Below are 16,816 nucleotides of genomic sequence, written 5' to 3' on the forward strand. Positions count from 1 at the left end.
CATCTACGATTATTGGCGCCCATCCGCGGTTCAAAAATTCACTTTCAAACTCAACAGCAGCGTCCTCTCCCGCGGGAGTTCGGCATGCAGATTCAACGGATTCAACCGGTAATCGGTATCGCCTACGTTCAAGACTCCCGCGCGCACCTCGGCATGGCGCCCCGGAAAGCGGTATCCGGCGTAGACGTTGCCCTGCCAAAACGCGTCGCCCGGACGTTCGGGGTCATACCCACGATTGCCTTGCCTCCACCACAGCGCCTCGCCTTGGGTGAAGAATCCACCGGGATGCTGCCAAAGGAGGAACAGGTCGACTTGATGCAAAGTCGACTCGGTCTCCCCCGTCGGCGTCGGCCATTGCTCCGCCGGAATGTCCAGGATCCGGGTCTCCAACTCCGCCCGGCTCAACCGGTAACGGGCTCCGGCCGCCAGCTGTTCCCCGATCAATTGGTTCACCGCCACCGCCAGGGATCGTTCGCGGAAATCAAGCCGCTGGGCAGTCGAAGATGGAGCCGCCGGCGGTGGAAAGGTGAAATCGAACGTCCCGAACCGACGCTCCCCCTCGGACTCCCAGAGTTCCGCCTCCACCACGAAGTAAGTGTTGATGGCAAGTCGCTGGTCGAGTCCGATTCCATACGTGGTGAAATCCGTCCCCGCGACCACGCCTGCCACCGACTCGGGGATCATGCTGCGAAACGCCTGGGTGAATCCGGCCACCTGGGCCGGCTCCAATCGAACGCTCCCGTCGTAAAACAATCCGCCGATCGAGCGGGTGTAAGCCCCCCGGACCGCCGTCCCGTCGAACGGCGTCCAGACCACCCCTGCTTTCGGATGCCACCGCTCCCGGGTGTGGTCACCGTCGCTGAGCGGAGTTAAATCCGTGTTCAATGGATACCGCACCCGGTCGTAAGACGCTCCCGCGATCAATTGGACCGGTTCCGCGATCTGCCAGAAATGATACCCGTAGGCCGAGACTCGCCGGAGATCCGCTTCCGCCTGGTAAGTGGTCACCGGCGGTCCTTGCCCGAAAAACGTGGCATGGGAAGGCGAGGCCGGCCGGGGCGAAAAGGATTCGCTTTCGATCGTGCCGGTTTGGAGACGACCGCCGACGATGAACGTGTGGTCCGCCTGACGAAGGATCTGCTGGGCCTCCAGGGAGTAACCGGTGAAGTCACTTTTGAATTGATGCGCTGTTTGATGAAGCTCCACTCGATTAATACTTCCGTCCTGGTTCCGCACGACGGTGAAAGCATCCAGCTGCCCGTCGGTTAAAGTAAAAGAGTGATTGAGCAACCCCGCCAGAACGAGCGTATGGCTCCCAGGATGCCAGGCACGATGGTAACCGGCGAAGAGATTCGGCTCCTGGACTTCCTCGAAACGAAAAGTTGGATTCGCCTCGGCCGGATCGTAATACTGGTTCAAATCGCCGCCCCGGAATTTCCGATACATTCCTTGCAAGTAGATGCTGTCCCGAGGGGTCAGTTGATGTTTGAATTGTGCCGACAACGCAAGATCCTCCAGATCCTGGTTCGGACGATCGCCGTTCTGGGAGTCGTGTCTCCCATCGACCGCATATTCGCTGTCGCCGACGACCCCGAATTGGGAAATCCGGTGCAACCAATCCCCGCCGCTGCGATACTCCGTCTCCGCCATCAGCCCCAACCGGTTTCCCTCAAACATGCGCGTATACTCCTGTTGCGAAACGTTCTGCGAGAGGGTCCCCGCCCCGACCGGCGCCAGCAAACTGGCCAACAGCCATTCGCTCGCCCAGGGCGTTTCGTATCGAAGATTCGCATACCGACGGTCCCGCAAGGCGTCGTAACTGTTCGCCAGAAAAAGATGCGCCGAGTAATTGGTGTAATCGTGATGCACCGCGCGCGACGCTTCCCGAACACTGTAGTCCGTCATACCGGCATCCCGGTAAATCGCGGCCAAATTGGCCCCCCGCACCGCCCGGTCCTGGTCGAGCAGAAGGCGTGACCGGAAAATCCGGCGATTGTCGTTCAATTCCTGCGAGGTTTCCAGCTCCCGGATCGCCCGGTTCACCCGATGATGCCGGTGATTGAATATGGCCGAATAGAGCCACGGGGTCGGGTCGGCCGGATCGAGTTCCATCGCAAGGGCCCACTCATGCTCCGCCCGGTCCGGCTCCCTTGCGTGCTCATACGCTTTGCCCAAATAACTCCGGAGCAACGACCGTTGCGGTTCCAGGGCGGCGGCCGTCTGCAGATCATGCAGGCCTTCGCCGACCCGGCGGTCGCGGATCCGCAACAATCCCCTCCCCAGCCAGGCGTTGCCGAGCGCCCCGTCGAGGACGATCGCTTCTTCGAATCGCGCGTAGGCCGCTCCATGACGGTTCTCCGCGCTCAAGATGAATCCTTGCAGCGCCACCGCCTGGGCGTTCCGCGGAGCACGTTCGATCCCGTTTCCCAGCGCCGTCCCGGCCGCGCGCGATCGCCCGAAACTGAACTCCATCTCCGCCGCCCGCGCCCAGGCGAACCCGAACCGCGGCGACACTTCCACCGCCCGCCACGCCATCTCCCGCGCCTCTTCCAACCTGCCTTGCGACTGGGCAAAATAAGAGCCGGCCATCCATTCGGTCGCCCACTCCCGGGGCGTCTCCCGCTCCCAGGGACGCTGCTTCACCGCCGCCACCATCTCCCGCAACGCGTCTGCCAATCGCCCTTCCCGGCCCTCCAGGCCGTCGATCTCCGCCAAACCACGCTCCGCCGCCTCGACCTGCCCCGCCGCCAACAGGACCGCCGCCCGGTAGACCCGCTCGGCATCGGTCGCCGGTTGACGGTCCGCCGGATAACGTTCCAGCGCCGCCAGCAAGTCCCCTTCCCGGTAGGCCGCCAAACTCGCCTCCAATGCCTCGACGACCTCTTCCTCCAGATCCAATTCGTCGGGATCGAGCACCGCCGGGTAATACAGGGTCCATTGAATGATCTGGACCGCGTCGATCACCGCCGTCCTCCGCGGCGCCTCCCCCGGCTCCACCGTCGCCTGCTCCCCGCCGGTCAGAACCACCACGCCGAATTCGTTCCCGATTTCGACCTCACCTTCCAACAAGGTAAGCACCGTTCCCCCGTCCGGACCGACCGCCAGGTGGAACTCGGTCCCCCGGATCGCCCCCGAGGCGGTCGGCGTGCTGAACCGGGTCGTCTCCCGCTCGCGATGGAAGAAATAGGCGGCCCCGGCCCGCAGATCGAGCGCCGAGGTTGCGGCGCCATCGGGATCAGGCCGAATGGTCAGCGTGGTCAATTCGTTGATCCGCAACACGCTGGCGTTCGACAACCGAACCGCCGCCCGACTCCGTTCTCCGGTCCGCAGGCGGTCCCCGGTCCCCAGAGTCTGATCCACCACCGCCGGCCGCCAGTCGCCGGGGGCCGTCTCCAAGGCCGCCTCGACTTGACCCGAAGCCGTCAACAAACGCGCCGCCGCCGGATCAGCCGACGCCCAGGCGACCGAACCCATTGAAACGATAAACAACACGCCGGAGAGAATTCTTTTCATGACAAATGCTGCGGAGAAAGGGACATCGGTTGCCGCAAATCATATCTACACCTTCTCCGCCACAGGAAAAGCTTCTTCTACGAGGCGCTGCACGATTCAGGGCTCTTTCATCTGGCCGATTTGTTGGAGTTCCGCCTTCAGCCGGTCCCCACCTCGATCTGAAAATCGGCTGAAGCCGGATACTTCAACAGGGCAGACGCTCCACCGCGGGAAGTTCATCGGCCAGATCACTAGCGTCCAGTTAAAAGTCCTTGAATACCAGTTGGTTCGAAATATCATTCGCGGGTTTTCCGTTATTATAGTTTGCAAATAGCTGATTCATAGGGGTCTTCTGAAATACGTTGACGCTCAAGATTTGTAGAATTCGGCTGAGACTTTCATCGAGTCCATGGACCTTATTGAGACAGGCCACCATGAGGTAGACGCACGTGGCGATCCATATCTGGGTGCGCACCGCGTTGTCACTGGTTCCGTAGAATGCTTTTATTCGAAGATTCTGCTTGATCCATTTGAAGAAGAGTTCGATCCGCCAGCGGCTCTTGTAAATCGCGGCGATGGTTAACGCAGGCAACGTTAAATTGTTTGTAAGGAATGTCAGGCGCTTGTTTGTTTCGGTATCGAAATAAGAAATACGGCGAAGGCGGTCAGGGTAATCCCGTTTTCCCTTTTTCGTCCGCAAGACGATCACTTGATCGCATCTGAGACCAGTGGATTTATCAACCTGCCGAGATTCACACACGGTGAATCGGGTATTGGATTTACTGCGAATAACGAAGAATGCACCAGCCAGATGGATACGGAAAAGGCGGGCGAAATCCAGGTAGGCACGATCAAAAACATAGATGCTTCCCTCCTCAAATGCCATGCGATCGAGAAAGTTGACGTCATGAATTGATCCATCGGTAATGCTGATGAACACAGGGATCGAGCCGGCAAGATCGATCTGGGTATGCAGCTTGATCGCCGCCTTCGTTCTTCTGAACTTCGCCCACGGGAAAATAGAAAGGCACAGGTCGATAGTCGAGGCGTCAACCGCGTAAACCATCTCATCCATCTCCAAGCCGTTCGGCTCGTTGACGTAAAGGCGGCGCGCCTTACGAATGAGAATTTGGCCGAGCGCTTCATAAATTCGCCAATCCCGAAACTCGTTCGCGTAAGCAATGTTGGTTCGGGTGATGTTGCCCCGAATTCCCATGGCGTAGAGATGTTGACTGTTACGTAAACAAGCTTCGATATCACGCAATCCTTCGCGAAATGTGATCTGCGCAAATGCCATTGCCAGGAATTGGTCACGTGCGCTCATTCCCCGACTCTGGCGAGGCATCGGGTAGAGAGCAACGCAACGCTCAAACTGCTCGCGGTGCAGCGTATCCATTACTTGGGTGAAAATGAGACGGCCTTCGTTCATGAGGCCAGTCTCAATAAGCCCGCCCCGAACACCAGACCAAGCTTCAAATGCGTCACAACAAACTCACCTCTTTAGATCATGAAAATCCGTTACTTACAAATCCGAGGTGGCCCCTTAGCTGGACGCTAGTGCGGCCAGATGAATAGCCCTGCTGACGGTTTCATCGCTCCGGGATGGCCTAAACGAAGTCCTGCGAAGGCCGGGAGCCCCCCCGGAAATGACGGCTCCAGGTCATATCAACCCGCCGCTCTTTAACCTTGTCACTCCCCCGGTTCCTTCCCGAGAATTCGCCGCGACATGAACAGACGAACTTCCTCCTTGTCCCGGGCCGGCCAACGTTTGACCGAAAAAGTCCTCCAATTTCGCCGCCAGCCTCGAGCCGGATCCAACGGCAACAAAACCCGCTCCCCGGAATCTTCGGACAAACAAAGGAAAAGCACCCCGTCCGAACCGGAAATCGCACTCCCTTCCGCCCACGACTGGCGCACCACCGATGAACAGGAGATCGCCAAACGCCGCGCCCGGGCGATGGAAGAGCTTCCGCAGGTCGTCAATCTCGACGAACGCCACCCGATATTCAGCAATTTCGCCGTTCATTCGAAAAGCGGGATGACCTACCAGGTCGAGATCCGCGACATTGCCAACCGTCGCTTCGCCTCCTCGAGTCCCGATTTCCGCATCAACGGGCTCGGCACCTGCAAACACACCGAGGCCGTCCTCCTGCACCTCGAAAGCCGCTTCCCCGAACTTTACCACGACGCGATCGAACACGGCTCCGACCGGATCGACATCGTTCCAGGCGACGGCGACCGCCTCCGGGTCGAAGGCGACCGTTCCCGCCTGCCGCCGTCCGTCGAACCGCTCTTCGACGAAAGCGGCATTCTCGTCCCGGACATTTCCCCGGACGACGCTCTCGCCAAACTCCGCTCGAACCGCTCTCCGCGCCTGCGCATCTCCCAGGAGATCGAGGCCTGGCTCCAGGGTCTCCGTCTTGAGGAGGAACGCGTCGTCCTGCGCCGCGAATACGAATGCAAAGTTCAATCCGGCGAATTCCCACCCCACGAAACCCGGTTGCCGCTTTTCCCCTATCAGCGGGAAGGGATGCTCCATCTCGCCTTCCGCCAGCGGGCGATGGTCGCCGACGAAATGGGTCTCGGCAAAACGGTCCAGGCCATCGCCGCCGCGGCCTTGCTCCACCGCCTCGGCAAAGCCAACCGGGTCCTCGTCGTCACACCCGCCTCGCTGAAAACCGAGTGGGAAGAACAGATCCAAAAATTCACCGGCTTCGATCTCCAGATCGTATTCGGAAACCGGACACAACGGGTTCACGCCTACGCCACTCCTTCCTTCTTCAACCTGGTCAATTACGAACAGGTCCGCACTGACGCCCTCGATATCAACGAACGAATGCGCCCGGACATCGTCATCCTTGATGAAGCCCAGCGAATCAAGAACTGGAGTTCCAAAACCGCCCGCGCCGTCAAACGCCTCCAAAGTCCCTACGCCTTCGTCCTGACCGGCACGCCGATCGAAAACCGGATCGACGAACTCTATTCGATCCTCGATTTCCTCGACCCGTCCATCCTCGGCCCGCTCTTCCGCTTCAACCGCGAATTCTACCAGCTCGATGAACGGGGACGGCCTTCCGGCTACCAAAATCTCGACCGTCTCCGCCAACGGGTCGCCCCGATCATCCTCCGCCGGCGCAAGGCGGAGGTCGAAACCGAACTTCCCGACCGGACCGACCGCAACTACTTCGTGCCGATGAGCAAACCCCAGTCGGAGCTCCACGAGGAATTCAAAACCACCGTCGGCCGCCTGATGCTCCAGTCGAAGCGCCGGCCGCTCACCCAAAAGGAACAGGAGATCCTGATGATGACGCTGGCCAAAATGCGGATGGTCTGCGACACCCCCTACATCCTGGACCGGGATGACCGGACTTGCCCGAAACTCAAGGAACTCGAAAAAATCTTCGACGACTTCCTCGCGGAACCCGACGTGAAGATCATCGTATTCTCCGAGTGGGTACGGATGCTGGAACTCGTCCGCGATTTTCTCCGGCAGAAGAAAATCGGTTTTGCCTGGCACACCGGCAGCGTGCCGCAACAAAAACGCCGGGCGGAAATTCGCGCTTTCAAGAGCGATCCCGCCTGCCGGATCTTTCTGTGCTCCGAATCGGGCGGAGTCGGACTGAATCTGCAAAACGCCAGCGTCGTCATCAACTGCGACCTTCCCTGGAACCCCGCCAAACTCGAACAGCGAATCGCCCGTGCCTGGCGCAAGCAACAGACCCGTCCGGTGACGGTGATCAACCTGATCTCGGAAGGCACCATCGAACATGGAATGCTCGGGACCCTCGCCGCCAAACAGGGACTCGCCGACGGCGTGCTCGACGGGGTCGGCGACCTCTCCCAGGTCTCCCTCCGGCGCGGAGGTCAAACCTTCCTCAAACGCCTCGAACAAGCTCTCATGCCGGCTTCCCGGAAAACCGGTCAACCGACTGCCGCCGCCCCGGTCACCGACCTCCCATTGGCCCTCGCCCGTCGCCTCGCCGCCGAACTCGGGACGACCCTCGCTGGCTGCGAGGAACGTTTTCCGGTCGAAGGCGACGGTAGCACTTTGCTGGTGGTGGTCGACCGGGACCCCGACTCCCTCGCCCCCCGGGTGCGGGGAATCGCGGAAGAACTGCTTCGCTCCACCGCCGGAACTCCCGACCTGGGGATCGAAATCATCGACCGTTCCACTCTTGAAACCTTGAAACGTCTCGAAGCGGCCGGATTGGTGAAATCGACCGTTCGGGCCTCCCGCTCCCTGGATATGAACCGCACCGAGCAACCCTCCCCGCTGTCACCGGAAGAACAGGCCCGGATAAAGGAATTCCGGGAGCAAGCGGCCCGCAAGCGGAAGATGGCCGATCTGTTGCGTCAGGGAGGATTCGACGCCGAAGCATTGCCCGCTCTGCGGGAAGCGGTCTGCCTCGCCGCCAAAGCTCTCGCCGCGGAAGCACGCCTTCCGGAACCCCGCGACCTGGACGAAGCGATTGGTCCGCGCTTTGCTCTCCTTTTCGGCGACGGCATCGCCTCCCTCCGGGTCGCGCTTCTCGATGGAACGGAAATGATTCGGGCTCTCGAAATCCTCGCTGAAATCCTCCAGCGAAACGAAAGCCACGTTTGAACGCCCGCCGGAAGCCGCGGGACAGATTCAGCCTCTTTGACCTTCTGCTACAACGTTTACGTCTCTCCGGAAAAGGGATTGTTTTCCCAACCGGAAAATGCGAAGATCCAAAGCACGTGTGGAATCCTCTCCAAAGCGCCCTCCGGCTCCTTTTACTCGCAGGATGTTCCTGGGGGATCCTTTGCCTGTTCCCGGCATCCGCTTCCGCCTTGCTCCCCATCCTCACCCCACCGAAACTGGAAATCGTTGAGCAACCGCTGGATCGTTTAAACGTTCCGCTCGGAGACGAAGCCACTTTTTCCGTCTCGGCCACCGGCTCCAACCTCCGCTACCAATGGTATCGAAACGGGCTGCCGATTTTCGGAGCGACTGAACCGACCTATACCGTCCGCCGGGTCGGATTGACCAACGTCGGCTTCTACACCGTGCAGGTCAGCAGCGGTCTTCTTTCCCACACCAGCGAAACCGTCCGCCTCACCCTCGGGACCGTAGGCAATGTGGTGGAAGCCGTTGGCAACGAGCTTTTCAAGGACCGCTTCGTCCTCCAACCTCTCGCCTCCGGCCTGGTCCGGTCCGATAATTCAGCCGCCGGGCGCGAACCGGGCGAACCGGTCCACGCCGGGAAACGGGGCGGCCGCTCCATCTGGTTTGAATGGAGTCCCCCGCAGGGAGCAGCCGGGATCGTCACTTTCACCACGGCGCTCAGCGAATTCGACACGTTACTCGCCATCTACACCGGCGAAGGCCTGGCCACCCTCCAGGAGGTGGCCTCCAATGAAGACGAGAGCGGCCGTATTCTGACCAGCCGGGTCCACTTCAACGTGTCGCAAGGTGAAACGTATTACATCGCGGTGGACGGTTTCGGCGGTGCCGGCGGGGAAGTGATGCTCGGGTGGGAGTTCGAACCGACTTCGGATCGCTTGCCGGTGGTGGTTGCCATGTCTCCGAGCGAAACGGTCGGCCTCGGAGACGAGCTGGTTCTGGAGTTTCAGGCCGACTTCGCCGAAGCCGAATGGTTCCACAATGGCGAACCGCTCGGCATTCAGGGAAACCGCCTGGTGATTCAGAAAATGGGCCCCGAACATGTCGGTTTCTACCGGGCTCGATTGGCCAACCAATCCGGACGGGTGACGTTCACCCCCGAAGCCCGAATCCAAATCAACGTCCAACAAGACGGATCGGTCGACCGGGAGGCCGCCAGTTTCAAAAAGTTCCTGGAGGCCGCCGACCGGATGCTGGGAATCCTTCCTGACGACGGGATCCGAACCGCCTCCGTCCCCGCCTCCCAAAACCCGTCATCCGTCCGGTCGTCCGAAAGCCCAACCCACGATCGAACCAACCCTCCCGAATCGGAATCCGAGCCGATCACTCCTTCCAGCTTCACTCGTGGCTACTCCAGCAGCCACATCTTCAGCACCCACGGTTCTTCAAAAGAACACAACGAACCCCATCATTGCGGTGAAACCGGCGGCGCCTCGGAGTGGTTCGCCTTCCAGGCCCCGGAAAGCGGAACGCTGCAAATCAACACCCAGGGAAGCAATTTCCAAACCATCCTCGCCGTATACACCGGCCCGGGAACTTACGACACGTTGCACGAGGAGGGATGCGACCTGGGACCTCCCCCCAATCACTCGAAGGTCCTGGTTCCCGCCAAAAAGAACGATATTTTTTGGATCGCTGTCGACGGCGTCGGAGGCGCGACCGGCACCGTCACTCTCGAAATCAACCTCGGCGATCCGGTCAACATCGTTACCCCGCCCGCCAGCCAGTCAGTCGCATCCGGCTCGCCGGTCACTTTTTCCGTTTCGGCCACCGGGACCCCTGATCTCGAATACGCCTGGTTCTTCAACGGCGCCAAAATCCCCGGCGCCACTGGCTCCTCCCACACCATCGCCAACGCGACTTCCGGTCATGCGGGAGCCTACACGGTTTCCGTCACCAACCGGATCAACTCGGTTACCTCGGCCCCGGCCCATTTGTCGATCCTCTCCCCTCCGTCGATCACGTCCCATCCCGCCCACCAAACCATCAACGCCGGCGGTTCCGCCACCTTCTCCGTCGCCGCCACCGGTTCGACCCCGCTCAACTACCAATGGAAACGCAACGGATCGAACATCGGCGGGGCCACCGGCACCAGTCACACCATCAATCCGGTCAACGCCTCGCATGCCGGCAACTATACGGTCACCGTCTCCAACTCCGCCGGGTCGGTCACCAGCTCCGTCGCTACCCTCACCGTCAATCTCCCTCCGACCATCACTTCCCACCCCGCCGGCCAAATTGTCCACGCCGGGGATCCGGTCACGTTTTCCGTCTCCGCCTCCGGCGACGCCCCACTCAGTTACCAATGGTTCCACGACGGCAAGATCGTCGACGGGGCAATCGACTCGAGCTTTTCGATCGATTCCGCCACCCTGGATCACGCCGGCGAATACTCGGTCACCGTCTCCAACCCGTTTGATTCAACTTCCAGCACCCCCGCCACCTTATCTGTTCAAGCCGCCCCGACCATCACCGCCCACCCGGCCAGCCGGACCGTCTCTCCCGGTGCCCCCATAACCCTGTCGGTGATCGCCACAGGATACCCAGATCTTGAATACAAATGGTTTCGTGACGGAGTCGAACTCCCCGGCGAGACCTCGCCTTACCTCGAATTCACCGCCTTCGCCGCCGACAACGAAGGAAACTACCACGCCCGGGTCAGCAACACCCTGGGATTTCTTGAAAGCGTCACTGCGGTCCTCGCCCTCGACACTCCGGCCCGGATCAGCTTCTTCGGCTGGGAAGGCGACGATTTTCGTTTGAAATTCATCGGCCCGGCGGAAACCGAATATTCCATCGAAGCCTCCGCCGACCTCATCGAATGGACCCCCCTCTGGACCGGATTTACCGTCTCCGGCTTCCTCGATCACACCGAACCCGACGCCGCCACCCACCCCCGCCGCTTTTACCGGGTCGTCGAGGCAGAGGACTAACGACACGCCTTCACTCCGTGCTGAGGCCGGGGAACAACATCGAATGTTTCGAGGCGGAGCCTCTTTGGAGTGCTCCGCGTCCCCGCGGAGCTTTCGAGCACGCGGGAGAGCTTCGGCCGTCGAATGAGTGTCGAGCGCACGGCCATCGCGACAAATCCGAAAGCGGCGCGGGGACGCCCCGCACTCCAAAGCGCTTCGCGCGAAAACCGAATCACCCTCCGGCCGCGCATAAAGAGTAAAGTTTTGTAGAAGCAACATCCGGACTGCGCCCAGGGCTCCATTTGCTCTGACCTTGAAAGTTGGAAGTTGAACGTTCTTGCGACCTCCATCATCCTCCCCACCACGAATGAAAAAAGCCGAGATCACCTGGTCGATCATGCATCCGACGCCATTGGATGTTGAATACATGAGGGCGCTCGTCCGCCACGCCCGCCGCTACCGGGTCGACAGCTTCGAACTTTGCGGCACCTGCCACGGCGATCTCGGCGGGATGGAGGGGCTCGTTCATTACGATGGCTACGCCGGCGTCGCCGATCCCCGCGACAAGGAGGCCATCGACCGAAACCTCGATCAAATGCGCGAGATCCTCGCCCTCGCCCACTCCATCGATTGCCCGCTCCTCTACTGGCACCGCGAGGTCATGATTCCCCGCTCCCTCGCCGAATCCCTTCCCGGACTGCTCGACGAAGACCAGGAATTCGACTTGCTCGGAGAAACCTACGCGGACCTGATCCGCTACAAGATCGACCAAACCTTCCGCAATCTCCCGGAACTCGACGGCCTGGTCCTCACCTTGACCGAGTCCGATTTCTCGGTCATCCACAACTCCCGCCCCGACCGTTACCCGCCACCCCAAGTCGTCGCCCATCTGGTCTCGCTTTTCACCGAAGCGTTGCAAGCACGGGGCAAACGCTTCGTCCTTCGCTCGTTCGGCTCCATCGCCCAGGATTACCACGACATCCTCGCGGGTGCCGCCGAAGCCGCGCGCTTCCATCCCGGATTCGAAATCGAAACCAAGATCACCCCCTACGATTTCGTCCCGTTTCTTCCCGTGAATCCCTGGCTTCGCGCGATCGACGGCGCCACCTTCTCCGTTGAATGTGACTGCGTCGGCGAGTTTTTAGGAGCCGGCAACCTTCCCGCCGCCAACGTGGGCCGGATCGTCGATTACGTCCGAACGGCCAGCGATCTCGGAGTCGACCGTTTCGCCCTCCGGCTCGATCGTCTCAACACTTCCATTTTCGATACCTCCTACGAAATCAACCTCCGGGCCTACCACCGAGCCATCGACGACCCCGAGATCACCGCCGCCGAACTGCTGCAACAATGGTGCGAAGAACACGCGCCCGGTCACGGAGACGAACTCCGGAAGCTGATCGAAACCGGCATGCGAGTGGTCGAAAAAATTAACTTCATTTTCGGGAACGTTATCTTCCACACTTTCCCCCTCCATCCGGCGCTCAAATGGATCAAGGCCGGTGGGATTTTCGCCTTGTTCAAAGAACACGTTCCTCTCGCCCACCAGGACGGTATCTGGTCAATTTTCGCCGACCGCGACTCCCCCGTCAGCCGCGAGGAAATCCTCGCCGAAAAACGCGAAGCGACCGCCGTGGCCGCAGGAATGCTCCAAGCGATTGAAGAGCTCCGGCCCGCCCTCGTTCCCGATTTCCACCGCCGATTTCTCCGGGAAACGCAAACCGCCCTCGCGGTGAGCCGCCTCTACGAATTCTTTTGCCGGGCGATCTGCGCCTATTTTGATGGCATGGAAAACGACGATGCCGACGGCCGCACCCTCGATGCCGCCATGGCCGAAATCCGGAAGGAAATGACCGACTTCCTTCCTTTGGCCGAACTCGATCAACTCGCTCCCTCCTCCGAACGCGCGACCGACGCTTACCACGGCCTTCACGAACCGGGTGAACCGAATCTCGCCGGCAACTACGTCCGCCCGATCTGGCAGATGATCCTCGCCCTTCGCGAGGAATACGCCATCGAATGGCGAAACCGCCAGGCGATACTCGCCACATCGAATACGGTCGACGCCATCATCTTCGGCGCCCCCACCGACGAGTGGCGCATCCGCCGCTATATGCACGCCAGTCACGTCGTAGTCCGGAACGACCGCTTTTTCCGCGAAGTCGGCAACACCGTATTCCCGAACGGGTTCCTCGAATTCGAATTGCGCCGCCCCGCCGGAAAACCGGCGAAACTCTTGCTCGAAACCTACCCGAACCCCAAGGCGGGATTGCGGGTCGAGATCGACAACGGTCTCCTGACAGTCTTCCCCTGCTCCACCGGGTCGATCGAAATCCCCCTCGCCGCGAACGAAGCCGCAACCGTCCGCCTCCGCCTCACCAAGTCCGGCGCGGCCTTCCCCCTCCTCCATTCCGCCGCCATCCGCCCTCTTTTGTCGGAGTCAGAAAGTGGGTGAGGCGTCCCGCCTCATCGCGTCGATTTCGCCCAGCATAAGGAGCCGGAGGGACCAGCCACCGCAGCATCGAGGTTTCACTCGATGACCCCGTCTGGTCCGCCGGACTCGATGCACCGCCCGGAGCCGGGACGGCCCCGCCACTTTGGCATATACGCCAACGGCGTTTGCGCAGCACGGAGCCGGGACGGCCCACGCCACTTTGTCCATATACGCCAACGGCGTTTCGTCCTCCAGCCCAGAGTTGCCGCGCGAATGCGGGGCTACCCTGGGTATCGGTCGCGAGACGATCTACCTCGAAGAGGTTGCGCCCCGGCCCCCATGCGTTGACTGCCCCCCCCCTCCTTCTCAATTCGACCGCAACAGATTGCTCAGCAGATGGGCCGCATAGGTGGGGTTCTGCGTACCAAATATCTCATGGCCTCCGCCATAAGTGAATCTGGAACTCGTCAAATAAATCACCCCCGCGCCGACCTCAGCACGCAATAGCCAGGGAACATTAGTCCCATTGGTCATTTGGACTTCCGCCAGGCTTTGCCAAGTCGCGGCCTCCGGGATATAACCCGACACCGGGGTCCGCGCCCGCTCGAATATCGGCGTCAAATCATGCTCAGCATCCAACCACCGACCTTGCCGAAGATTGCGCGTCCTGCGTTGCGGCTCCGCCCCCCAGCCACTCCAGCGCACCGGCAGTCCGATCGACCTGAGCCACGGATGCAAAGGACCGGTGTTGCCTCGGGCCGATATCATCACCTTTCCTCCCGCCATCAGGTACGGTTTCAGGTAATCGTCCAGGACCGTCCGGGATAGTTCCAACTCCTCGCCGCCATGATACTGCAAGACGATGAGGTCGGGTTTGTTCAGAATCGCCCGGATCAGTCCCTCTTCGTCGTTGATGATCCGGGTGGCCCTCACCCGCGCATCTTCCTGCACGTAGGCGAACAGCGCGTTACGCGTTTCGTCGTGCTCGTAGAGGATCAGAGTGAAATCCTCCGGCACCTCCTCCACAAAATGCAAAACCCCCAAACTTTCGACGTTGTGATAGGCCGCGTCCGGCCAGCCGCTGTGCAGACGATCCCGCACGGGACGGGTCCGCTTGATTGACATCCGCCAAGTCCCTCCCTCAACAAGGCCTCCGAACTCCGCGATCGGCAGACGAATTTTCGCCTGCCAGTCGCCATTCTCCACCGTCACCACCGCATCCCACTTGGGATCCCAGCCGGTGTCCATGTTCATCCCTCCCAGCGAAATCGCATCGTAACGCGCCCCCAGCGTATTGACCGCAAGGTGCATGTAACGGTTGGTCCCGGCCAGCTCATCGTTCACGATAAACAACTCGAGCGAATCGTCGGCCCAAACGTTGCTGTCGTGTTCATGATAATTCGCCACGAGTCCCCCCGGATAACTGTCATAACAATGAGCCCGGATATAAACATACTCATTATCGCGAATAAGAGCGACCCGCGTCTGGTCGTTCGCCCGATCCCCGTTCCGCTCGACAAACTCTCCCATCACCCAGGCACGTTCGGCCCACTCCGTCTCCGAGGGCCAACCCCGGGATTTCGCGCGAGGGATATAACCGACATTACGCTGCCCCATCCCGGCCTGCTGACGGTAAAATTCCCGCCAAACGTCGAGCATCTCTTCTTCGACCGCGATCTGCTGCAGGATCCGATCACGGCGGGCGCTCTCAGACTCCGAAGCCGCAAACTCCCGGGCTTGGGCAAACAACTCATCCGCCCGGCGAAACACTTCCTCCGAGAGAAAACTCCCTGCGCCCGATGCGGTCGGATGGGTGAAATACGCGATGGCCTGCTCCGCCGATGTCCACGCTTCCTCCAACAGCCAGTAATAATCGATCATCGGCCGTGCCGCCGGACCATAAATGTGACGGCCCCAATCTTCCACGATATCCTGGGGGGATACCTCGCGGTCCCACATCGCACGGGCCGACGCATAGACGTTCATCCGATTGGTATGCCAACGTTGATTCTTCGGCTCGGCCGACGGCGGATTGTTGTAGCAAAAAATCTCCGACATGTAACCGACCATCCCGTGATCACTCATCCAGTGCATCCCATCCACGATGAAAGAGACCATCGGAACAATCACCGGATCGGCGTAAATAATGTATTCGTAACCCCGCAAACCGATCGCCGACCCCAGGTCCTTCCAGGCGAGCATCTCCGCTTCCGGGATGGCGTTCGTGGGATCGCCGCTCCCCAACGATCTCCGGTAGTTGGCGTTATAAAGGCAATAGCCATTGTAAACGTAATCGGCCACCGCCGTCGGAACATCGCGGTAGGCCATGTAAGCATACCCGTAATACTCCCCGTTGTAGGCCATCTCCCGGAGCTGTTCGATCACGATCTGAGAGAACATCTGCCAACGCGTGGAAACGTCCGGGGCCATCTCAACGCACTCCGCGCATTCACAGAAATTACTTTGGTCGGCCGGATTGAAATGAATGCCGTCCAGCCCCGGAGTATCGTCCCACCACGAGGCGATTTTTTCCGCGATAATCTTTTGCACCTCCTCGTTTGACCAACAGAGGTGAGAAGTCTTCCGCGGGTGGAACTGTCGCTGCCCCCCGAATTTGGCGAGATATTCCGGGTGTTCTTCGAGCATTTCCCTCGAGAGCACCACATTGTGACCGATCACCCGCACCCGGAATCCTTTCTCCTTGCGTTTTTGCATGATCGCCGGGTCCAAACCGGGCCGGGTATTCACGCTGTTCATACGGTTTCGCGCCATCCAGACATCCGTATCTTCATCATAACCCATGCGCGGGGCGGTAATCACCAAAGTCCGAACCGGCAGGGAGGGAGTGTGGAGGTAGTCCAGATCGCTCACCACCCATTCATCCAACCGGGGAATAAACTCCCCGCTTTCACTTGGCCAAAACCATCGGGCACCGATCTCATTTTCGCAAAAGGCGTAAACCGCGAACAAAGCCGCCTGCTCTCCCATGCCGAGGAGATAAATCACCTCGTCCACTTGCACGAGACGGACCGACTCCGCCTCCAGATTCTCCCCGGAAACACCCGCCGCAGCCAGGGCCTCGCCGGATTTTTCGAGATTGGCGATCACGATGCTGCCGGGGGCAAACCCTCCGCCGTTCGAATGGTCAATCGGCAACGTAACTCCGGTGCTCAACAAAACAACTCGCTGAAGCTCCCGCGCCGCGTAGACCAACACATCCGAATCCTCCCCTGCCACCACGATTCGCGCGCGCGATTCCCCATTCTCCACCACGGGAAATCCGCCACCGAGTGCCGCTAGTGGCATGAATAACAATACGTAAAACAAACTTCTTAT

At 60.2% G+C, this 16,816-nt stretch carries 6 protein-coding genes; 3 read left to right on the forward strand and 3 right to left on the reverse strand.

Annotated features, from left to right (window positions below):
• Positions 1-30 precede the first annotated feature (30 nt).
• Positions 31-3,513: a TonB-dependent receptor domain-containing protein gene (locus tag ACWUI2_RS02380; RefSeq protein ID WP_486981264.1), complete on the reverse strand. Its 3,483-nt coding sequence runs from the start codon at positions 3,511-3,513 to the stop codon at positions 31-33.
• A gap of 241 nt (positions 3,514-3,754) precedes the next feature.
• Positions 3,755-4,921: an IS4 family transposase gene (locus ACWUI2_RS02385; RefSeq protein WP_486981265.1), complete on the reverse strand. Its 1,167-nt coding sequence runs from the start codon at positions 4,919-4,921 to the stop codon at positions 3,755-3,757.
• A gap of 297 nt (positions 4,922-5,218) precedes the next feature.
• On the opposite strand from ACWUI2_RS02385, the gene ACWUI2_RS02390 reads away from it, so the two are divergent.
• The 3 genes from ACWUI2_RS02390 (at position 5,219) to ACWUI2_RS02400 (ending at position 13,501) form a co-directional block, all read left to right on the forward strand.
• Entirely contained in the window at positions 5,219-8,095 is a 2,877-nt protein-coding gene (locus ACWUI2_RS02390; RefSeq protein ID WP_486981266.1) for a DEAD/DEAH box helicase, read from the forward strand.
• A 209-nt stretch (positions 8,096-8,304) separates the two neighbouring features.
• Entirely contained in the window at positions 8,305-11,070 is a 2,766-nt protein-coding gene (locus ACWUI2_RS02395) for an immunoglobulin domain-containing protein (RefSeq protein WP_486981267.1), read from the forward strand.
• A gap of 346 nt (positions 11,071-11,416) precedes the next feature.
• Entirely contained in the window at positions 11,417-13,501 is a 2,085-nt protein-coding gene (locus ACWUI2_RS02400) for a hypothetical protein (RefSeq protein WP_486981268.1), read from the forward strand.
• 345 nt (positions 13,502-13,846) lie between these two features.
• Here ACWUI2_RS02400 and ACWUI2_RS02405 read toward each other — a convergent pair whose 3' ends face one another.
• Positions 13,847-16,786 (reverse strand): DUF4838 domain-containing protein, encoded by a 2,940-nt coding sequence (locus ACWUI2_RS02405; RefSeq protein ID WP_486981269.1) that lies wholly within the window; start codon positions 16,784-16,786, stop codon positions 13,847-13,849.
• Positions 16,787-16,816: the final 30 nt, after the last annotated feature.

This window comes from Verruconatronum alginivorum, from assembly GCF_056590205.1.

What these genes read in the sequence shown, in the direction of transcription:
- ACWUI2_RS02405 (WP_486981269.1), bottom strand. Translation starts at nt 16,786, where the DNA reads ATGCCACTAGCGGCACTCGGTGGCGGATTTCCCGTGGTGGAGAATGGG.
- ACWUI2_RS02385 (WP_486981265.1), bottom strand. Translation starts at nt 4,921, where the DNA reads ATGAACGAAGGCCGTCTCATTTTCACCCAAGTAATGGATACGCTGCAC.
- ACWUI2_RS02400 (WP_486981268.1), top strand. Translation starts at nt 11,417, where the DNA reads ATGAAAAAAGCCGAGATCACCTGGTCGATCATGCATCCGACGCCATTG.
- ACWUI2_RS02380 (WP_486981264.1), bottom strand. Translation starts at nt 3,513, where the DNA reads ATGAAAAGAATTCTCTCCGGCGTGTTGTTTATCGTTTCAATGGGTTCG.
- ACWUI2_RS02390 (WP_486981266.1), top strand. Translation starts at nt 5,219, where the DNA reads ATGAACAGACGAACTTCCTCCTTGTCCCGGGCCGGCCAACGTTTGACC.